Annotated in this window: 22 protein-coding genes; 11 read left to right on the top strand and 11 right to left on the bottom strand. The window is 69.2% G+C overall.

The genetic code is table 11. From position 1 onward, the window contains the following. Positions 1-58 precede the first annotated feature (58 nt). Complete coding sequence (locus tag P1L40_RS12520; RefSeq protein WP_284007432.1) at positions 59-826, top strand: hypothetical protein; 768 nt, start codon at positions 59-61, stop codon at positions 824-826. Here the strand turns inward: P1L40_RS12520 and P1L40_RS12515 are convergent. From P1L40_RS12515 to P1L40_RS12505, 3 genes are all read right to left on the bottom strand, one after another. Then, a complete protein-coding gene (locus P1L40_RS12515) occupies positions 823-1,737 on the bottom strand; it encodes an NAD-dependent epimerase/dehydratase family protein (RefSeq protein WP_284007430.1) in 915 nt (304 codons plus the stop codon). The two genes, P1L40_RS12520 and P1L40_RS12515, sit on opposite strands and share 4 nt — an antisense overlap. A 66-nt stretch (positions 1,738-1,803) precedes the next feature. Further along, positions 1,804-2,439: a class I SAM-dependent methyltransferase gene (locus P1L40_RS12510; RefSeq protein WP_284007429.1), complete on the bottom strand. Its 636-nt coding sequence runs from the start codon at positions 2,437-2,439 to the stop codon at positions 1,804-1,806. Between the two features lie 5 nt (positions 2,440-2,444). Continuing rightward, positions 2,445-2,855, bottom strand: coding sequence for an NUDIX hydrolase (locus P1L40_RS12505; RefSeq protein WP_284007427.1), 411 nt, complete (start codon positions 2,853-2,855; stop codon positions 2,445-2,447). 116 nt (positions 2,856-2,971) lie between these two features. Between P1L40_RS12505 and glmM the strand changes: the two genes are divergently transcribed. The 4 genes from glmM to P1L40_RS12485 are packed head-to-tail and all read left to right on the top strand — an operon-like array spanning position 2,972 to position 5,937. Beyond that, positions 2,972-4,306: a phosphoglucosamine mutase gene (glmM, locus tag P1L40_RS12500; protein WP_284007425.1), complete on the top strand. Its 1,335-nt coding sequence runs from the start codon at positions 2,972-2,974 to the stop codon at positions 4,304-4,306. A 37-nt stretch (positions 4,307-4,343) separates the two neighbouring features. Continuing rightward, on the top strand, positions 4,344-4,763 hold the full coding sequence (locus tag P1L40_RS12495) for a hypothetical protein (protein WP_284007423.1): 420 nt from the start codon (positions 4,344-4,346) through the stop codon (positions 4,761-4,763). A gap of 24 nt (positions 4,764-4,787) precedes the next feature. Continuing rightward, positions 4,788-5,108 carry a cupin domain-containing protein gene (locus tag P1L40_RS12490; RefSeq protein ID WP_284007422.1) on the top strand — a complete coding sequence of 107 codons (321 nt, stop codon included), beginning with the start codon at positions 4,788-4,790 and terminating at the stop codon, positions 5,106-5,108. A 40-nt stretch (positions 5,109-5,148) separates the two neighbouring features. Then, positions 5,149-5,937 carry an HpcH/HpaI aldolase family protein gene (locus P1L40_RS12485; RefSeq protein WP_284007421.1) on the top strand — a complete coding sequence of 263 codons (789 nt, stop codon included), beginning with the start codon at positions 5,149-5,151 and terminating at the stop codon, positions 5,935-5,937. Between the two features lies 1 nt (position 5,938). Here P1L40_RS12485 and P1L40_RS12480 read toward each other — a convergent pair whose 3' ends face one another. Together P1L40_RS12480 and P1L40_RS12475 are read right to left on the bottom strand one after the other, a co-directional pair. Beyond that, positions 5,939-6,805, bottom strand: coding sequence for a DUF7537 family lipoprotein (locus tag P1L40_RS12480; protein ID WP_284007420.1), 867 nt, complete (start codon positions 6,803-6,805; stop codon positions 5,939-5,941). 77 nt (positions 6,806-6,882) lie between these two features. Further along, positions 6,883-7,845: a C-terminal binding protein gene (locus tag P1L40_RS12475; protein ID WP_284007419.1), complete on the bottom strand. Its 963-nt coding sequence runs from the start codon at positions 7,843-7,845 to the stop codon at positions 6,883-6,885. A gap of 149 nt (positions 7,846-7,994) precedes the next feature. Between P1L40_RS12475 and P1L40_RS12470 the strand changes: the two genes are divergently transcribed. Then, the gene (locus tag P1L40_RS12470) at positions 7,995-9,065 is read left to right on the top strand and encodes a DUF7350 domain-containing protein (protein WP_284007418.1); all 1,071 of its coding nucleotides are present in this window, start codon (positions 7,995-7,997) and stop codon (positions 9,063-9,065) included. 160 nt (positions 9,066-9,225) lie between these two features. Beyond that, the gene (locus P1L40_RS12465) at positions 9,226-9,816 is read left to right on the top strand and encodes a 50S ribosomal protein L15e (RefSeq protein ID WP_284007417.1); all 591 of its coding nucleotides are present in this window, start codon (positions 9,226-9,228) and stop codon (positions 9,814-9,816) included. A gap of 76 nt (positions 9,817-9,892) precedes the next feature. Here P1L40_RS12465 and P1L40_RS12460 read toward each other — a convergent pair whose 3' ends face one another. The 4 genes from P1L40_RS12460 to P1L40_RS12445 all read right to left on the bottom strand — a co-directional run bounded on the left by P1L40_RS12460 (position 9,893) and on the right by P1L40_RS12445 (position 14,462). Then, entirely contained in the window at positions 9,893-10,921 is a 1,029-nt protein-coding gene (locus P1L40_RS12460; RefSeq protein ID WP_284007415.1) for a Brp/Blh family beta-carotene 15,15'-dioxygenase, read from the bottom strand. Then, complete coding sequence (locus tag P1L40_RS12455; RefSeq protein WP_284007413.1) at positions 10,912-11,637, bottom strand: lycopene cyclase domain-containing protein; 726 nt, start codon at positions 11,635-11,637, stop codon at positions 10,912-10,914. The genes P1L40_RS12460 and P1L40_RS12455 overlap by 10 nt, the downstream gene beginning before the upstream one ends. 19 nt (positions 11,638-11,656) lie before the next feature. After that, positions 11,657-12,628, bottom strand: coding sequence for a phytoene/squalene synthase family protein (locus P1L40_RS12450; RefSeq protein ID WP_284007412.1), 972 nt, complete (start codon positions 12,626-12,628; stop codon positions 11,657-11,659). A 262-nt stretch (positions 12,629-12,890) separates the two neighbouring features. After that, the gene (locus P1L40_RS12445) at positions 12,891-14,462 is read right to left on the bottom strand and encodes a bacterio-opsin activator domain-containing protein (RefSeq protein WP_284007410.1); all 1,572 of its coding nucleotides are present in this window, start codon (positions 14,460-14,462) and stop codon (positions 12,891-12,893) included. 122 nt (positions 14,463-14,584) lie between these two features. Here P1L40_RS12445 and P1L40_RS12440 point away from each other — a divergent pair, with 122 nt between their 5' ends. Then, positions 14,585-14,866 (top strand): DUF7562 family protein, encoded by a 282-nt coding sequence (locus P1L40_RS12440; RefSeq protein ID WP_284007409.1) that lies wholly within the window; start codon positions 14,585-14,587, stop codon positions 14,864-14,866. Positions 14,867-14,907: 41 nt separating this feature from the next. After that, complete coding sequence (locus P1L40_RS12435; RefSeq protein ID WP_284007407.1) at positions 14,908-16,260, top strand: RNB domain-containing ribonuclease; 1,353 nt, start codon at positions 14,908-14,910, stop codon at positions 16,258-16,260. Between the two features lies 1 nt (position 16,261). On the opposite strand, the gene P1L40_RS12430 is transcribed toward P1L40_RS12435, so the two are convergent. Continuing rightward, positions 16,262-16,618, bottom strand: a complete 357-nt coding sequence (locus P1L40_RS12430) for a winged helix-turn-helix transcriptional regulator (protein ID WP_284007405.1) — start codon at positions 16,616-16,618, stop codon at positions 16,262-16,264. A 166-nt stretch (positions 16,619-16,784) separates the two neighbouring features. On the opposite strand from P1L40_RS12430, the gene P1L40_RS12425 reads away from it, so the two are divergent. Further along, positions 16,785-17,528, top strand: coding sequence for an ABC transporter ATP-binding protein (locus P1L40_RS12425; protein WP_284007403.1), 744 nt, complete (start codon positions 16,785-16,787; stop codon positions 17,526-17,528). After that, positions 17,525-19,138: a hypothetical protein gene (locus tag P1L40_RS12420; RefSeq protein WP_284007401.1), complete on the top strand. Its 1,614-nt coding sequence runs from the start codon at positions 17,525-17,527 to the stop codon at positions 19,136-19,138. Before P1L40_RS12425 ends, P1L40_RS12420 begins: the two co-directional genes overlap by 4 nt. Here P1L40_RS12420 and P1L40_RS12415 read toward each other — a convergent pair. After that, positions 19,135-19,737, bottom strand: a complete 603-nt coding sequence (locus P1L40_RS12415) for a transcription antitermination protein (RefSeq protein ID WP_284007399.1) — start codon at positions 19,735-19,737, stop codon at positions 19,135-19,137. The genes P1L40_RS12420 and P1L40_RS12415 overlap by 4 nt on opposite strands. Positions 19,738-19,773 lie beyond the last annotated feature (36 nt).

The following is a 19,773-nucleotide window of genomic DNA, read 5'->3' as shown; positions in this document are numbered from 1 at the left end:
GACGGCTGTGAGTCTTGGCCAACCGGGGTGCCTATCCGTCCCCGGTCCAACTGGGGGTATGACCGACGACGGCAGCGAGAACCGCCAGCGTGCGATCGGTGCGCTCGCCCGGCGAGAGTACGAACGGGCCGGCAACGAGTACACACGAGCGGCCTGGCACAGGCTCGCGACACCTCGGGCGGAGCAGTCCCCCTTCGACGCGGACGAGAAGGGGTGGGTCGGGGCGGGACTCCAATTTCTCTGTGTGGCCGCCATCGCCTACCGGGTGGCCGGCCGGGGCGCACGAGCGACCCGTCGGGGCGTCGAGGGGGTCTCGGTGGCGAAAGACCTCAAGCAGGGGCTCGACCGGCCGGTCCAGCGGGCCTGTCTCGACGAGTTCGTCGCCGACTTCCGGACGGCAGGAGACATGAGCGGCGTCGCCGACGCGTACCGGGACGCCGAATCGGCCTACGAGGGGGCCGGCGACGGGGTCGACAGCCCACAGGCAGTCGGGACGACGCCGCTGTTCGACGCCGCCGCGGGACCGATCAAACAGGTCGCGCGCAGCCTCGACGACGGCGAGATCGCGATCAAGTGGGAGGACCTCCACGGGAGCGACCCCGCCGACGCCGGCGCCTTCCTCGCACACCGTGCCAGCTACAAGCGACGGCGGTTCCCGAGCCTCGTCGATCGGGTGGTCGAATCGGGGTATCTGGCGGCGCCACGCGGGACGACCGAGTACAACAACGACAACCACCGCTGTCCGGCCTGCGAGTCGACCGATGTCAACTGGGCGGGCAACAACACGCTCTGTATGCGCTGTTCGACGCCTGTCGAGCGCCGTTAGCCCAGCAGGTCGTCCAGCCCGTCGCCGAGCGAGACGGTCGGCTCGTAGCCCAACTGGTCGCGCGCCCGCGAGATGTCGGGCCGGCTCTCACGGATGTCGCCCGGCCGGGGGTCGGTGTGGACGATGTCGGCGTCGGGGTCGATCCGGTCGCGGATCGCCTCGGCGAGTTCGCGGATCGTCGTCCGCTCGCCGGTGCCGACGTTGTAGGCTCGGCCGGTGGCGTCTGTCGTCGCCGCGAGCACGTTCGCCTGGACGATGTCGTCGATGTGGACGAAATCGCGGTACTGCTCGCCGTCGCCGTCGACGGTCAGCGGCCCGCCGTCGCGGGCCTGGTCGGTGAAGACGTTGATGACGCCGGCGTAGTCGCCGCCAGTCTGACCGGGTCCGTAGACGTTGAAGTACCGCAGCGGGACCGTCTCGAGGCCGTAGAGGTCGTGGTACAGCCGGCAGTAGTGGTCGCCGCTGAGTTTCTCCAGGCCGTACGGGGAGCTTGGCTCTTTGCGGTCGTCCTCGGCGATGGGGATCGACTCGGGCGCGCCGTAGATCGCCGCGCTGGAAGCAAAGACCACGCGGGCGTCAGCGCGGCGAGCGGCCTCCAGGATCGAGAGCGTCGCGTCGACGTTTGTCGCGTGGCTCGTCTCGGGGTCCTCGACGGACTGGGCGACGCTGACGACGGCCGCCTCGTGGAAGACCAGGTCGACGCCGTCCATGGCCGTCTCGATCGTCTCTCGGTCGCGGATGTCGCCTTCGATCACGGTCGCGCCGGCCGGACACCGCTCCCGTGATCCCGAGGAGAAGTCGTCGAGGATCCGAACGTCGTTCTCCGGGAGGAAGGCGTCGGCGATGTGGCTCCCGATGAACCCGGCGCCGCCGGTGACCAGCACCTGCCGACCAGTTGGCGTCTCAGTCATTGCCCGGAGGATGTCGCGGCCGGGATAAATACCCGGTGGACCAGGACGGGTCGGTGGCGCCGCCGGTCAGGCACGCCTGCGGAGCCGCCCCCGGACGAACGGGCGGACCGGTGTCAGACCGAGATTCCGCCGTTCGAGTTCGACCACGTCGAACGCGGGGTGGGAAGCAAAGAGTGCCGCCGTCCGCCGGGTGAGGTGACAGCCGCCCGCGAGGCGCCGCCACAGCGGTGCCAGGGCGTGCTGGACGTGTTCGCGCCAGCCGTCGTCGGCGACGTGTTCGAGGAAACGGAACTCCCCGCCGGGCCGGAGCACGCGTGCGGCCTCGTCCAGTGCCGCCTCCGGGTCGCCGATCGTACAGAACACCATCGACGCGATCACCGTGTCGAACGTGTCGTCGGCGTACGGCAGATCGGTCGCGCCGGCCGATCGGAGGTCGATGTCGAGCCCCAGAGCGCGCGCCCGTTCGGCGGCCCGCCGGCGCATGTGGTCGTCGGGTTCGACGGCGTGGAGGACCAGACCGCTGTCTGCCAGATACGGGAACGTCGCACCGGTTCCGGCCCCGAGATCCAACACCGTCCCGTCGAGGTCTCGGGCGAGGTATCGGCGGTGGGGCCGGAGGAGCGTCCGTTCGACGAGCGCGGTCGCCGGGTCGTAGATGGCCGCGAACAGCCGGTGGTCGGGGTCGTCCGGTTCGGTGGACACGCCGGCTAGTCCCCCGAGGCGGCGTCGGCGACACGTTCGGCCGCGGTCGCCTGCGGATCGCTGAGCCGGTCGGTCGCCTCCCCAACGGGAAGCCAGTCGTGGGCCGTGTGTTCGGCACTGACCGAGACCGCCCGATCCGTGACCCGGCAGTGGTAGTAGACCGCGAACCGCCCCTCGTCCGCCTCGTTTCGCCAGGAGACGGCGTGGACCGGCTCGTAGATGGTCGCGTCCAGCCCGGTCTCCTCGCTGATCTCGCGGTGGAGCCCGGCGGGAACGTCGTCGTCGTCAGCGTTGAGCCGGCCGCCGGGGAGCTCCCAGCCGCCGTTGCTGGCCCGCCGGAGCAAGAGCACGTCGCCGTCGGGCGCCCGGAGGACCCCACGGATGCTCACCGTCGCGTGCAGGTGCCGCTCGGTCATACACCACTGATGCGTCGAGTGGTGCCTGAAGCTATCGGTGCACCGAACGTCTGCCGGTTGTCCGCGGAGACGGCGGGTCGGTCTGTTTTATGCGGTCGGGACTCGTCGTCCCGTGCATGTTCGGAACGAGCGGCGTTCGCGGCCCAGTCGGGGAACGGATCACGGCAGCAGTGGCGCTTGACATCGGCCGCGCGGTCGGCACCGACGCCGGCCGCGTGGTGGTCGGCCGCGACGCCCGGGACTCCGGCCGGATGCTCAGGGACGCGGTGGTCGCCGGCCTCCAGGAGACCGGAACCGATGTCGTCGACGCCGGAACCGCGGCGACGCCGACGGTCGCCCGGGGGATCGCCCACCGGGACGCCGACGCCGGGATCGTCGTGACCGCGTCGCACAACCCCTCGCCCGACAACGGGTTGAAACTGTGGACGCCCTCGGGCCAGGCGTTCTCGACGGCCCAGCAGGACGAGATCGAGGCCCGGATCGAGGCGAGCGACTACGACCTCGCGGGCTGGGACGGACAGGGAGTCTGTCGGGAGTGGCCCGATGCCGGCGCCGTCCACCGGCGGGCGCTCGCCGAGGCGGGCCAACGCACCGCCGACGCCGCCGGCGTTTCCCTCGACGGCTTTTCGGTCGTCGTCGACCTCGGGAACGGGATGGGCGGGGTCAGCGCCGACGCGTTACACGAACTCGGGGCCGACGTGGAGACGCTCAACGCACAGCCCGACGGCCGGTTCCCGGGGCGGCCCAGCGAACCGACAGCCGAGACCTGCGAGACGCTGGCGACGACCGTCGAGGCGACCGGGGCCGACCTCGGAATCGCCCACGACGGCGACGCGGACCGGATGATGGCCGTCGCCGACGGTGGGGCGTTCGTCCCCGGCGACCTGTTGCTCGCGATGTTCGGCCGCGAGGAGGCCGGCGACGGGGAGTCGGTCGCCGCACCGGTCGATACGAGTCTGGCGGTCGACGACGCGCTCGCGGAGGTCGGTGCCGACGTGGTCCGGACCCGCGTGGGCGATGTCTACGTCGCAGAGCGGACCCGCGACGAGGGCGTCGCCTTCGGCGGGGAGCCCTCGGGCGCCTGGATCTTCCCCGAGGAGACGTACTGCCCCGACGGGCCGCTGGCCGCCGTGAAACTGGCCGTCCTGGCGGCCACCGAACCGCTCTCTGCGCGGCTCGATCGGATCGAGCGGTACCCGATCCGACGGGCGAGTGTCGAGACCGACCGCAAAGAGGCCGTGATGGCGGCCGCCGAAGACCGGATCAGGGCCGAGTACGACGACGTGACCGACCTGGACGGTCTCCGTGTCGGCACCGACGACGGCTGGTTCCTCGTCCGGCCCTCGGGCACTCAGCCGCTCGTCCGCCTGACCGCAGAGTCCCGCGACCCCGAGCGGGCCGACGAACTGCTGGCGGCCGCACGCTCGCTGCTCGACGACGCCATGGACTGAGACTCGGCTTTATTGTTCGGCCGGGCGAACTGGCGGTGTGTACTCCCGGGACCACGCACTCGGCTCGCTTGCGCTGGGCGTCGTTCTCCTGCTGGTGTCGGTCGCGCCGGCCCGTCCGGCCGTGTTGCTCCCCGTCGTCGTCGCTATCGGCGTCGGGATCGACTTCGATCACTTCCTCGTGGCGTACCTGAACACTGGGTCGACGAAGAACCTGCGCCGGGTCGTCCGCGACCCCCGGATCGTCCTCCTCGATCAGGGGGCGATCTTCGACCCCGACGACCTCTCTGAGCTCCAGCGGCTCCTCAGCCACGCCGTGCTCGCGGGCCTGGCCGTCTTCGGCCTGGTCGCGCTGGGCGAACAGGCGTGGGCGGTCGTCGTCGGGCTGACGCTGTACCTCCACGTCCTCTCCGACCTCGTCGCCGACGTTCGGAAGGACGCGCGGACGGAAAGGGGCTAAGGGTCGCCGGACCGACAGGCCGGTATGGCGCTCGACCTGCTCGCCGACGCCGACCTCGACCCGGCGCCCGGCGAACTCCTCGACACGGAACTGGCAGTGACCGACGACGTGCTCGTGAAGGCGTTCGCCCTCGGCCCGGGCGCGTCGATCGACCCGCACGAACACGCCGACGCGACGAACGTCTTCCACGTCCTGACCGGGACGGTCACCGTGACGCGCGACGACGAGGAAGCGACGATCACCGCGCCCGGCGTCGTCCTGAACGAGCGCGGGCAGGTCCACGGCGCGCGCAACGAGAGCGACGGGAGGGCGGTCCTGACCGCGAGTCTCTGCCCGCTACCGTAGGCGGCGGTGCAGTTATTGTCGCCAGCCGACAAGATCGGGTATGGCACCGTCAGCACCGACGAACGGACTCCGGGCGCGACTCGACGACGGCGGCGTCGCGCTCGGTATCCTCGACAACACGTACAGCCCGACGCTCGTGGAGTTCTACGGCGATCTGGGCGTCGACTACGTCTGGATCGACCTCGAACACGGCGGGCCGGACCCCTGGGACGCCGACGCCATCGAGCACCTGCTGCGGGCCGCCGAACGCAGCGGCGTGGAACTGGTCGTCCGCCTGCCCGACACCGAGCCGACGCTGGTCCGGAAGGCGCTCGACATCGGCGTCAGGACCGTCTTTCTCCCGCGTGTCGAGTCGGCCGCAGAGGTCGAAGCGGCGGTCCGGTCGGCCCGCTTTCGCTACGAGGACGGCCCGGGCGACCGCGGGCTGGCGGCACCGCGAGCGAGACGGTGGGGGTTGGCCGACGACTACATCGAGACGGAAGACGCCGAGACGCTGGTCGGGACGACCGTCGAGACGGCCGCCGCGGTCGAGAACATCGACGCGATCCTGGACGTGCCTGACCTGGGGTTCGTGTTCATCGGCCCGCTGGATCTGTCGATCTCGCTTGGCCACCCCGGCGAACTGGACCACCCCGAGGTCCTCGACGCGGTCGAGACGGTCCGCGCGGCGGCCGTCGAGGCGGGCGTGCCGGTCGGTGGTCTGGGCTTCGGGATGGACGATGTCAACGAGAAAGCCGCCGACGGCTACCAGTTGCTGAACCTCGGGACGACCACCGGCGCGCTACAGCGAACGGTCACGTCGTGGCTCGATGCCTACGAAGGAACGTAGTTCAGGCGCCCTGTGACTGGGCCTTCGCGTCGTCGAGCCAGTCCGGGTCGGCGACGGTGGTCGAGCCGACATCGGTCAGCGTGTACGACCAGGCTGCAGAGACCGGTTCGCCGGTGTCGGTGACACCGCGGACGGTCCACTCCGTCGAGCGCGCCAGCCCGTCCTCGTCGACCAGGACGACCACGGTGAAGTCGTTGATCGTCACGTTCTCGTCGGAGCCAAACGCTCCGGCGCCGTAGTTCCGCCAGACGGTCGGGTCGGAGTACTCGTAGCGCTCGACGGTGACGCCGTCGAACTGCTCTGTGCCGACGAACTGCGCGTCTTCGAAGTCGTCGTAGTCGTACAGCGCCCGGTTGCGGGCGTTGTCGAAGACGGTCGTCTGCTGGGGGGCGACCTGGTAGAACGACTCCGTGTCGTCCCCGTACTTGGTGTAGGTCATGTCGTCGGCGTAGAACGACTCGTAGGCGACAGCGCCGTCCGTGCCGGCCGTCTCGAAGGCCTCGTACGATCGGTTCTCGGCGAGGTTCACCCGGTAGGTGTTGGTGACCGTCGACGTGTTGCCGTCGCTCTCGGTCACGGCGAACGACCACTCGGCGGTGAAACTGCCGGCATCACGGAGGAGCCGGTCGGCGTCGCCGACGGCGAACTCGTCGGTCGTGGCCGCCGCGCCGTCGCCGGCAGCGCCGTCAGCACTGCTTCCACCGTCGGAACCGCTCGCGCCGTCGCTCGACGATCCGTCGCTTGCCCCACCGTCCGACCCGCTGGCGCCGTCACCGTTCGACGCCCCGTCACCGACGCCCATCCCCCCACAGCCAGCGACGACGACGGTCAACACCACGAGAAGTGTAGTAATCCGTATGTTTCTCATGGCGCTACTGACGCACCACCCTGATATAAGTTAGTACGGTGGAATGAAACGGCGTAGCAGGCCGTCCGACCCGTGGACTACAGCCAGTCGGTTTCGGGGTCGATCCGGTCGGGGGGCGTCTCGCCGGCGAAGGCCGCCCGGAGGTTCGCCGCGACGGTCGCGTTCAGGTCCTCGCGCGCCTCGACGGAGTACCACCCGGCGTGTGGCGTCAGGGTGCAGTTGTCCAGCCCCACGAGCGGGTTGTCCTCGGCCGGCGGTTCGTCCCGAAGGACATCCAGCCCCGCCGCCGCGATCTCCCCCGTAGTCAGGGCGTCGGCCAGCGCGCGCTCGTCGACGAGACCGCCGCGGCCGGTGTTGACCAGGACGGCGTGGTCCTGCATGGCTGCGAAGGCATCGGCGTCGGCCATCCCCTCGGTCTCGTCGGTCAGCGGCGCGTGCAGGGAGACGTAGTCCGCCCGCTCGTACAGCGCTTCGAGCGTCACTTTCTCGACATCGTCCTCGGCCATCTCCGCAGCGTCGACGTAGGGGTCGTACGCGACGACATCGAGGTCGAACCCGCGGAGCTGCTCGCGGGTGCGCCGGGCGATCGGCCCGTAGGAGACGAGTCCGAGCGTCCGACCGGCCAGGCGGTGGATGTCCCGGCCGCGGTTCCAGCTCCACGTTCCCGCCCGGACATCCCGGTCGTAGGCGGCTACGTCGCGGATACAGTCCAGCAGGAGCGTCACGGTGTGGGTCGCGACCTCGTCCGTGCAGTAGGTCGGGACGTTCGTCACCGTGATGTCGTTACGGGCCGCGGCCGGCACGTCGATGTTGTCGATACCGACGCCCGCGCGGGCGACGATAGCGAGCTGGTCCAGATCGTCGAGGACGGCGGCCGTCACCGGCGTGTTCACGTCGACGACGACGGCGTCGGCGCCGGTCGCCGCCTCGCGGAACGCGGCCTCGTCGGTCGTGTCCGCGGCGACGACTTCGGCGTCGAGTTCCTCGCGGAGCAACGGTACGTCGATCATCGGGTCGTCACTGGCGACCACGCGTGGCATACGTGTCACGTGGGCCCCCCAACATATAACGGCCCCCCGTCTTCCCAGCCGGTAGGAACTCGCCGCCAGGGGTGCCCGGAACAGTCGACGGCGTGTGATTCGACGGCCGGACCAGAATCCGTATTTACGATCCAGAGCCAACACGGGGTATGGACCGCCGCTCGTTCCTCCGTGCTGGCAGTGCCGGGGCGCTGGCCGCCGTCGCCGGCTGTCTCGGTGGCCTCGAAACACAGAGCACCCGCGCACCGCCGCTTGTCGAGGACCGGCCCGACGCCGTCTACTACCCGACCCACCTCGAAGGGATGGAGATGGTCGGGATGGCGGAGTCGGGCGACTACGCCTTCGGGCTGATGTACAGCTACCCCCACCGGTTCTGGAACATCAACGGCAGTTCCGGGTCGATGACACCGATCGGCTCGGACGACGACGTACACCTGATGTCGGCCGTCTGGGACCCCGAAACGGGGATGATCCTCCCGGACACCGGGCTGACCGTCGAGATCTACCAGGGCGAGTCGCTGGTCTCACAGGAGGCCATCTACCCGATGCTCTCCCAGCCGATGGGGTTCCACTACGGCGCGAACTTCGGCCTCGACGGCGACGGCGACTACCGGGTCGTCCTCAGCGTCGGCGCGATGTCGACCCGGCGGACCGGCGGCTTCGCCGACCGGTTCGGCGAGCCCACGACCGCAGAGATCCCGTTCACGTACAGCCAGTCCGCACGGGACGAACTCATGTACCGGACGCTCGACAACGCGGGCGACCCCGGCGCGGTCGAGCCGATGGCGATGGAGATGATCCCCGACTCGCTGGCCCCCAGCGAGGACGAACTGCCCGGCACGGTCCGGGGGAGCGCCATGAGCAACGACGCCCGCCTCGTCGTGACGACACTCGACGCGCCGCCGGCCGGGATCGACGCCGAGGGCAGCTACGTCGCCGTCTCCGCGCGGACCCGCTACAACGAGATGGTCATTCCGGCGATGGGGCTGTCGGGGACGCTGGAAAGCGGCGGCGAGACGGTGTACGACGGGCGGTTCCAGCGGACACTGGACCCCGACCTGGGCTATCACTACGGCGCCGTCGTCGACAGCGTGGCCACGGGCGACGAACTGGCCCTGACGGTGACCGCACAGCCCCAGACCGCCCGCCACGAGGGCTACGAGATGGCCTTCGGCGGCCTGCTGGGCGCGATGCCCGACGTGTCCGTGACCTTCTCGTGAGCGGGTGACACACCGGGGCCGGTTCGAACATCTTAAGGGCACCAGCGGGAAACAGTCGACAACTCGCTGGCGGACGGGCACCAGCGGGCACCTGCGTGTGCAGGTCGGGATGTGAGTCCCACTCGGGACTTGAACCACACAACGCCCGTGGTGAGACACCATGGCACGAAGTGCATACTCCTACATTCGAGACGCCTGGAAGAACCCGGGCGACGGAAAGCTCGCGGAACTACAGTGGCAGCGACAGCAGGACTGGCGCAACGAGGGCGCCGTCGAGCGCATCGAGCGCCCGACCCGCCTCGACAAGGCCCGCTCGCAGGGCTACAAGGCCAAACAGGGCGTCGTCGTCGCCCGCGTCTCCGTCCGCAAGGGCGGGGCTCGCAAGCAGCGGTTCACCGCCGGGCGTCGGTCCAAGCGCCAGGGCGTGACCCGCATCACCCGCCGGAAAGACATCCGGCGTGTCGCCGAGGAACGCGCCGCACGCGTCTACCCGAACCTGCGCGTGCTCAACAGCTACTCCGTCGGCCAGGACGGCCGCCAGAAGTGGCACGAGATCATCCTCGTCGACCCGGAACACCCGGCCATCGAGAACGACGACGACCTCTCGTGGATCTGTGACGACGACCACACGGACCGCGTCTTCCGTGGACTGACCGGCGCCGGCAAGCGCAACCGCGGCCTCGGCTCGAAGGGCAAGGGCACCGAGAAGACCCGCCCGTCCCTGCGTTCGAACCGCGGCAAGGGCAAGTAACGCGACTCCGCAGCGGTTTTTCGCGCTCGAAGAGCAGAGCACGACCAGACGCCTTGCTCCTGGCCGACCCGAAGAGTTACGACCAGACGCTTTGCTCCCGATCCATCACTGTCACCACGACCACGTGGGGCAGCGTGACGACGGCGATAAAGACCAGGTACAGCGCGACCGCCTCGGCGACCGTCCCGGGGCGGTTCGGGACGACCAGAGAGAGGCCGCCCAGTAACACGAGCGAGACGAGCGTCAGCGGCGCCGCGTCGCGGGCGAACCGGGCGAACGCTCCCGCGATGTCGTCGGCCTCCAGCGCCGCGACCGCGGCGTCGTCGACCGCCAGCAGCCGCGCAACGTGGCGCAGCGAGTGCCACAGACAGAAGTAGAGCCCGATGGCCAGCACCGGCGGAACGACGGCGAAGTACGCGACCAGCCCCGCCGTCTCGCCAGCGTCGAGCAGCCACGGCCGGCGGTCGTCGGCACGGTGGAAGCCGACGGCGAGCGTCCCGACGGCGAGAACGCCGTACCCGACCGCCAGCCCGGCCCGCACGTCGGGCCGGAACGCCCACTGGAGCGTCGTCGCCGCGGTCGGCGCGAACAGGCCCACGAGATCCGTCGCGACCCGGCGGTACCACGCCGGGAACGCGAGCAGCGGGACCAGCATCGGGAGCCCGCCCCTGACGACGACGGTGGCAAGTCGCTGCGGGACCGAGCGGAGGTGGTCGGCGCCGGCGAGTCCTCCGAGCGCGTAGAGGTCGCCCTGGCCCCAGTGGAACCAGGTGACGAGGATGAACACGACGAACGACAGCGCGGGCGCCAGGAACCACGCGACTGCGTAGGCACCGCCGACGACGACGTAGAGGACGACGACCCGGCCGATCGCCCGGCGGTCCGGCTCCCGGCCGCGTGCCCGCGCCACGGCGAGGTGGTCGACGGCACCGTGGGGCAGCCCCAGCAGGCCGACGCTGACGATCAGTGGGAGGTACTGCAACGACGCCGGAACCGACACGCCGAGCAAGAACACCACGGCGACGGGGATAACAGCCCACGAAGGAACGAGTCCTGTACTGCGGAGCCGCTCAGATCCGGTCGGGGAGAGCTGTCTCACGCCCATCTGTCGACCACCCAGACGTAGAGGACGATGCCCTGGACGACGAACAGCGACGTGAGGAGGAAGAAGACGGCTTCCTCGATCGGGAGCTTCAAGAGCGGAATCGCCAGGCCGACGGTGTATCGGTCCGACAGCGACCAGATGTCCAGGGAAAGCGCCACGCTGTCGATCAGCCAGAGGTACAGCGTCGGCACCAGCGTCCCGACGGCGACGGTCCGTCGCTCTCGGACGAGGAACTGCCAGCCGAACGTCCACTGGATCGCGAGGATCGGTGCCCCCCAGGCCAGCAGCGACCCGAGATACAGTCCGCTGGGTCGGTCGAGGAGCAGGAGGCCCGCGGCACCGACGATGGTCGCCGCTGCGAGACCGACCGCGCGGACGCTGGCCGGCGTCCGGAGCGACGGCGTCGTATCGATCCGGAAGCGAGCGAGCCAGAGGCCGACCAGGAACGGCTGGAAGACGAAAAAGAGGTACTCGCCGAGGGGCGCGGAGCGCCCGCGGACGAGGACCGTCCCCTCGCCGTACCACCAGACGCCGCGTTCGATGAGGTAGTTGTCCCACGGCGTCGTGTACACCAGCGCGAGGCCGGCGAGGAGCGCCGTCGCCGTGAGGACGGTGCGGCGGCCGGCGAGCCGGTACGGTGTCGTCACTGCCAGTCCCACCAGCACCGGGACGACGAACAGCGCGTGGAACTGGAGATAGGTGAGCAGAGCCGTCATCGACGCGGTGAGGCGGTTCTCACCCGCGCCAGGTCGGCTGTCCGGGGCTGGTGACCTCCGCCGGAACCGTTCCGGGGGACTGTTCCGAGACGGCACTCACCGCGTAAAACGTCGCCTCGGGGTCGCCGTTGCGACGCCAGTGCCACCAGGTCCGGGCCAGCAACCACAGCCGCCGTCTACGAGTCAGTTCGGGCGTCTCTGAGAGCACGTCGTAGCCGTGACTCCGGATGAGCCGATGGTGTTCGGCGTACAGTACCGCCGACAGCAGGACGCCGAACTGGCAGTCTTCGGGGAGATAGCGGATGCCGGCGACCCCCTCGCGATACAGTTCCTCGGTGCGAGCCAGTTCGGTCTGCATCACCGCCCGGAACCCGTCGTCGACCTCGGCGTCGGCCAGTTGTTCCTCCGTGACGCCGTGGTGTTCCAGGGTCTCCTGCGGGATGTACACCCGGCCGTAGTCGTGGATGTCTTCGCGAACGTCCCGGAGGAAGTTCGTCAGCTGGAACGCCTCGGCCAGTGCCTGTGCGTGTGGGAGCGCGGTCTCTTTCTCCGGAGGGTCCATCACCATCGTCATCATGTTCCCCACGGCGACGGCGGAGCCACGCATGTACTCGCGGAGGTCCTCGAAGGTCTCGTAGCGCGCCTGTGCGATGTCCATCTCCATGGCGTCGATGAAGACGTTGACCTCCTCGTCGGGGATGCCGTTGTCCTCGCGGAGTTGCTGGAAGGCGGCAAGCACCGCGCCCTCGTCGGAGTCCTCTGGCTCGCGGTTGCCGAGCGCCATCTCGCGGAACTCTTCGAGTCGCTCGTGCTGGACGTTCGGCGGTGGCCCCTCGGGCTGGTCGACGACCTCGTCGGCGACCCGGAAGAAGGCGTACATCACGTAGGTCGGGTGTCGGATACGCTCGGGGAGCAGACGGGTGGCGAGGTGGAACGTCCGGCCCGTTCGTTGCTGGATCGACTTGCTGGCCTGGATATTATCAGATTGCATTGAATTACGGTGTCAGTCAGTACGCACGTCGTGTCTCTGGCGCGATTGTCGACAGGCCCGTTCGCGGGTTCGGGACGGTTTCACCCGGCGGTCGCTCCGTTCGCCCCGGAGAGGGCTGTCGCTCGCCGAGATGGAGAGCCAAACGCCGCGGGCCGCTGGAACCCAGATGACACGTCATCTACAGACAAATAGTGGCACTGCGACTTTAAGCTGTGTACCCAACTACTTTGGACAGGGCGCACAGACGGGTCCCGTCGGTCGGTCACCGGGCATCGAATACCGCTGCGAGGAGCTTTCGCTCACCCGCACGGAGGTGCTGGTGGAACGTCGAGGGGGTGATATCCATCGACGCGGCGAGTTCGTCCCCGGCGACATCCCGGGGCCACTCGAAGAACCCGCCCAGATACCCCTTTCTGAGTGCGGTCAGTTGCCGGTTGGTCAGGTTGTCCTCGACGGACGTGAGAAACGCTTCCCTGGTCGTCGGGGGTTCGTCGCGCTCCCGGACCGAGAGCAGTTCGGTCTCGGCGTAGTGGTCCCTGACGTGTTCGACGACGGCACGGGTCTCCGTCTCCGCCGAGAGCGTCGCGGTGACTTCCGCCCGTCCCGGTTCGACGACGATATCCCGGGTCTCGGCACCGCGGTCGGCGAGCAGCGAAACGACCGGCGGATCGTCGACGGTGAACTCGAACAGCGACGTGTCCCCACTGGAGGAGACGTGGGTCACGGCGGTGACCTCGGGATGGTCGGCCGCCACTGCACAGACCGCCGACGGGTCGTCGGTGGAGACGGTGAAAAACATGACCGTCTCCTCGTGGTCGGCGACGCTCCCGCCGTACTCCAGCCGACAGTCCAGTTCGGTCGCGACCGCGACGAAGAAGGTCTCCTCGTCGGTGACCAGGAGTTCGAGTTCGGTGACGTTGTCGGCCGTGAGTATCCTGCTGGTCTCGATGGCGTCGATCGCCTTCGACGCCGCCTGTCCGATCACGCCGAGGATCGCTCGTTCGCGGGGATCGAACACGTCCGAGCTGTCGGCATAGACCGTCAACACGCCGTACAGCGATTCGCCGGAGGCCAGCGGGACAGCGGCCAGCGACCCCGATTCCGGGCCAGCGATCGCCGCGTGGGTGTCCTCGAACTGCCCGGTGACCGTCTGGATCTCCCGACGCCGGGCGGCCGTCGCGACCGGGTCGGCCGCGTCGAGCGGGATCGTCCCCGCCGTATCGTCCCCGGCCGTGAGCTCGAGCGTCTCCCGGCGGATGTCGAAACTCGCGATCCGGGCGACCCGGTAGGAGTCGACCGTTTCGAGTCGATCACAGATCGTCCGTTCGACCTCCGCGCGGGAGTCGGCCGACATCACGTCGTCGAGCACCGAGTGGACGAGTCCGTCGATCCGCGACAGCAAGTGTTCGAGGTCCTGGCGCTGTGCGTCGAGTTGGGCGCTCCGGCGCTCGGCCGCGAGTTCCGCGAGCTTTCGCTGGGTGATGTCGATGTGGGCGATGACGACGCTTCCGGCCTCCTCCGGCGGGAGCGGTGCCACACGCATCAGGAACCACTGCTGCTGGTCGGGCGTGTGACACGGATACTCCAGCGTGAACAGCTCTTTCTCCCCGGCGATGACCGACTTGATCCCGTCGACGGCGGCCTGGGCGTACTCGTCGGCCTCGACATCGGTCGTCTCGAAGTAATTGACTCCCCGGATCTCCTCGTCCTCGACGCCGGCGAACTCCCGCCAGGCCCGGTTGGTAAACAGGATCGTGCCGTCCCTGTCGACCACTGCAATGTTCATCGGCAACGTGTCCAGCGTCGAGCGCGCGAGTGTCTGTGATGCCCTCATAGCGAATCCGGCACCGTGGCGTGGTGTCGATACCCACAGTACCAACGGGCCGCGGATAAATCGTGGGGTAGTTCCCGCGACCCGGGGGAAAGGCTATTACGGAGTGGTCGCTACCGCCACGTATGTTCGGGTCCCGGCCCGACCGGCAGACGGTGACCTGCATCGGCTGTGGCGAGAGCGTCGCCCGGTCGGACGCCCGCGAGTACGACAAGCACGGCAACCGATGGGAGCGACAGCAAAAGGAGTTCGAGTTCTTCTGTACCGACTGCTTCGGCGACCTCTGCCGCCAGCCGCGTGACGGGCTGGAGACGACGCTCGACGCGGCCGGCGCCGGCGAGACCGACCGGGAGACGTTCCTTTCGCGTTACCGGGAACTCTCCGAGGAGCGCAACGTCGAGCGGTAGGGCCCGACAGCCCTAACTACGCCCTGGTCGTAGCCGGCCCCATGACTACCGACGACGCCCAGGCGGCGGCCGGTACCGCCGAGGGGCAGGGCCCCGTCGAGATCGACGAGGAGATGGCCCGACACCTCGAAAACAAGCGCGAAGAACTGTTCGAGAAGTTCGGCATCCGCGACGAGTTCCCGCCGGAAGTCCTCGAAGAGGCGGAGGCACGGACCGAGGGCGTTCAAGAGGAGATCAGCGACGAGATCGACGACCGCGAGGACCTGCGGGAGATGACCACCTGGACGACCGACCCCATCGACGCCCAGGACTTCGACGACGCCATCTCCGTCGAGGAGCGGGACGACGAGTACGTCCTCTGGGTCCACATCGCCGACGTGACCCACTACGTCAACCCCGACACCGCGATGTGGGAGGAAGCCGTCGAACGGGGCAACACCGTCTATCTCCCGGCCTACACGATCCACATGCTGCCGCCGGTGCTCGCCGAGACCGTCTGTTCGCTCGTGCCCAACGAGGAGCGCCTGGCCCACACCGTCGAGATGCACCTGGACAAGGAGAACCTCTCCTACGAGAACATCGAGATCTACAAGTCCGTCATCGAGAGCGACGCCCGCCTGACCTACACGGAAGCCGAACGGCTGCTCGACGACCCCGACAGCGCCGCGGATCTCCTGGAAGACCAGAGCGTCGACCTGGCCGAGAAGACCGAACTCGTCTGGGAACTCGCCGACCGGATGCACGAACAGCGCAAGGAGGACGGCTCGCTCGTCCTGAACCCGGCGCGTGACCGCGCCCACACGATCATCGAGGAGTGCATGCTCAAGGCCAACAAGGCCGTCACGCACGAACTGATGTGGGACCGCGGGGTCGAGGCGATGTATCGGGTCCACCCACAGCCCAGCCCCGAGGAGTGGGACGAGGCCTTAGTCGAGATCCAGGAACTCGACGGCGTCTCGATCCCCGGCAGCACGTGGGACGACCCCCGGAAGGCGGTCAACGCGACGCTGGAGCAGGCTCCCGGGCGCCAACTGGACAAGATCCAGTGGGCCGTGATGAAGGTGATGCCCCGGGCGAAGTACATGAACGACCCCTTCGGGGGCCACCACGCGCTGAACTTCGAGATCTACGGCCACTTCACCTCGCCGATCCGGCGGCTCTCGGACCTGATCAACCACTGGATCGTCTACACAAACGACGTGCCCGAGGACCTGATCGCGCTGTGTGACCGGGCCAGCGACCGCCAGAAAGACGCCGAGCAGTGCGAACGCGAGTACAAGAACTTCCTCCAGGAGGTCGGGCTGGACCCCTCGGCGGTCAACAACCGGGGGATCGAAGTCGTCGACGAGACGGACGACGACGAGAGCGAGGAAGCGGACGAGGCGTCGGCCTGACCTACGGGGCCTGCTCGACGGCGCCGAGGTGTTCCCGGCTCCACTCCCGGAGCAGTTCGATCACCGGCTCCAGCTCCTCGCCGGCGGCGGTCAGGGAGTACTCGACACGAACCGGCTTGTCGTCGATCACCTCGCGGGCGACCAGCCCGTCGTTCTGGAGTTCGTCGAGACACTCCGAGAGCACCTTATCGGAGATGCCGTCCAGGTGCGTCTTCAGTTCGGTGAACCCCAGCGGGCCGTCGGCCAGCAGCGTCGTTATCAGGAGCGGATGCCACTTGCGGCCGAGAATCGCCGTCGCCCGGCGGACCCCGCCCCGGTCACTCGGGTAGCTGTCTCGTGTCTCTCCCTCGCCGGCCATGCTATCAGTTCAGAACCGCGCGTAAAATAGCTACCCCCGTCGGGACGAGCGAGGCGGATGGTTCTCACGGTGTGCGGGGTCCCCGTCCGAGGCAGCCGGTATCCACGGCGGGTCGGCGACAGCCGGTATGGATAAGAGCTATCCGACCGCGCTCGTGCGATGTGGTATGGCCGCTCACCCCTCCACCGACCCGCCGGCGATCTCGACGGCGGGGCTGACGAAACGGTACGGCGACGCCGTCGCCGTCGAGGATCTTGACCTGACCGTCGAACGGGGCTCGGTGTTCGGTTTCCTCGGCCCCAACGGCGCCGGGAAGACCTCCACCATCCGGATTCTGACGACGCTGACCGAACCGACATCGGGGACCGCCCACGTCGCCGGCGAGTCGGTGACCGACCGGGCCAGCGTCGTCGAACACATCGGCGTCCTCCCGGAGGAACCGCCCGTCTACGACGAACTCACCGGCCGTGAACACCTGGAGTACATCGCCGGCCTGCGGGGCCACGACGACTGGGGCCGGGTCGAGTCGCTGCTCGATCGGTTCGAGCTCAGCGAGGACGCCGACCGTCGGGTGGGGACGTACTCGAAGGGGATGAAACAGAAGCTCGGCCTGGTGCAGGCCCTCCTCCACGACCCGAGCGTCCTCTTTCTCGACGAACCGACGAGCGGGCTCGATCCGCGAGCCGCCAGGACGGTCCGTAACACGATCGGCGAGGTGGCGGCCGAGGAGACGACCGTCTTCCTCTCGACGCATATCCTCCCGGTCGTCGAGGAACTGGCCGACACCGTCGGCGTCCTCGCCGACGGGGACCTCGTCGCGGAGGGTGCCCCGGCGGAGTTGACCGACAGCGTCGAGTCGGGGTCGACCCTGGAAGATGTCTTCCTCGACGTGACGAGCGACCGACGATGAGACGGCCCACAGCCCGGCGTGTCGGCCTGGTCGCACGGACGGAACTGCGCCGGACCTGGCGAAACCTCCGGGAGAGCACCCGCGGAATCCTGCTGTTGCTGCTCGGCGGCGCCGGCCTGGCGGTGTACAGCCTCGTCGGGGCCGGCGGCGCCTTTTTCGTCGGCCGCGCGATGGTCGGCGGCGAGTTCGACGCGGCGCGGCTGGCGATGACCGGGCTCACGGTCGGGCTGTTCGGGCTCGTCGCGTTCAGCACGGGCCAACACGCCGTCAAGCGGACCGCCGAACCCGACGCCCTCGACGGGCTGTTGACGACAGCGCCCGCCGCGGACATCCTCGGTGGCGTCCTCGTCGCCGAACTCCTCCGCGTCCTGGCCGCGCTCGCCGTCCCGCTGCTCGCCCTCACCGGCGGCCTCGCGGTCGGGACGGGATCGGTCGCCGTCGCGGTCGTCGTCCCGGCCGTCCTGTTTCCGCTTTTGGTCCTCGGGACAGTCGTCGGGCTCGGCGTTGGCCTGCTCGTGAAGCTCCTGGTCGGCCAGGTCGCGTTCGTCGCCCGCCACCGCGGCAGCGTCGGAACGGTCGCGTCGCTCGTTCTCGCCTGCGGCTGGGTTCTCGTCTGGACGACCCAGTCGGCACAGGCCGCCGCCCTCGAAGCCGTCACCGCGTCGCCGCTGTCCTGGCTCGCCGACGTGCTCCTGCTCGCGGTCCCCGGTGTCGACGCCGATCCGCTCGCGGCCGCGACCGCGGTCGGCGTCCTCCTCGCGAGCGTCCCTGTCGGCGTCGCCGCCCTGCTGTGGCTGGCCGAACGGGTCTGGTACGCGGACCCGATCCAGCCCGACCACGAGTTCGACAGCGACGACCGCCGGCTCTCGGACCGGCTGCTGTCGGGCTGGGTCCCGCGGGCGACCAGAGTCGTCGCCCAGAAGTCATGGCTCCGTGCCAGGCGGGCGCCGATCACCGTCCAGTTCGCGCTCGTCCCCGTCTTCCTGCTGGTGTTCCAGTTGCAGACCGTCATCTTCGACGGGACCGTCCCGCCGACACTGCCACTCGCCGCCGGGCTGGCGAGCGGGGCCACCGCCGGCGCGGCGTTCACGCTGAACCCGCTGGGCGGCGAGGAGGGCGTGCTTCCGTTGACTCTCACCGCCAACGTCTCGGGGCGTGCGTTCGTGGGCGGCCTCGTTCTGGCGGGCGCGCTCCCCGGCCTCGTCGGGGTGGCAGTGTCGGTGGTCGGCTTCGGCGTCGCTGCCGGCGTCTCACCGCTCGCCGTCGCCGTCGCGCTGACCGCGGGCCTGCTCGTGACGGTGAGCGCCCCTGCGATCGCCGCCGGTGCGGGCGTCGTCTTCCCGAAGTTCGAGTCCTCCTCGGTCCGGGGCCGGGAGGTCGTCGTCCCGAGTACCTGGGCCTTCGCCCTGTACGCCGCAGCCCTCGTCGTCGCCGTCGCACCCGTCTCGGGCGCGTATCTGGCGGTCGTCGGGACCCCTTTCCCGGTGGCAGTCGCTCCGGCAGTCACGCTCGTCGGTGGTCTCCTCGGAACGGCTGTCCTCGCCGGCGGGGGCGCACTCGCCGGGTTCTACTACGCCGGAAACCGCGTCGCTACGTACCGTCTCGACTAACAGATCGGCTTCGGGTCCAGTCCCATGTCGGCCAGCGTGTCGGCGTAGGCGGCGTAGGCGACACCGATCGCTTCGACCGCCGCGTCGCGTGCGTGTTCGCGGTCCTCGACGGCGAGGATACCGAGCACGTCGCGTGCCCGCTCCAGATCGCTCGCGTCGGTTCGAAGCTCGCGTGCGAGGTCCGCTCTCGCCTCGTTGGCCTCGTTGACGAAGAAGCTCACCACCTGGAGGTAGAACCGATCCAGAACGAGCGGCGCGGCGACGAGACCGGCACCGACACGCGCCGGCGTCCCCGTGAGTCCGCCCAGATGCGCCCCGAACGCGTCGGGGTCACCGGGTGGCGCGTCGAGTGTCGTCGCACGGGCTGCCGCCGCGTCGGCGGCCCCGGCGAACGCCCCGCCGACGGCGCCGTCGGTCTCCTCCCCCCAGTCGGACAGGACGGCCGCGAGCGCGTGTTCGCGTGTCGCCGCCGCTTCCAGAACGGCGTCAGCCTCCAGCGTCGCACCGGTCGCCGCGATCAGTGCCTTCTCCGAGCCCAGCCGATCCAGTTCGGTGGCCTGCTCCTCACGGACGGTCGAGATGACTCCGTCGGCGTCCATACTGGCTCTGCGTTCGAGAGCGGTATAGACCCTCCG

Source organism: Haloarcula pelagica (assembly GCF_030127105.1).
GTDB lineage: Archaea > Halobacteriota > Halobacteria > Halobacteriales > Haloarculaceae > Haloarcula > Haloarcula pelagica.
Note: the sequence above shows the minus strand (reverse complement) of the source record. Positions and strands in the feature narration are given on the sequence as shown.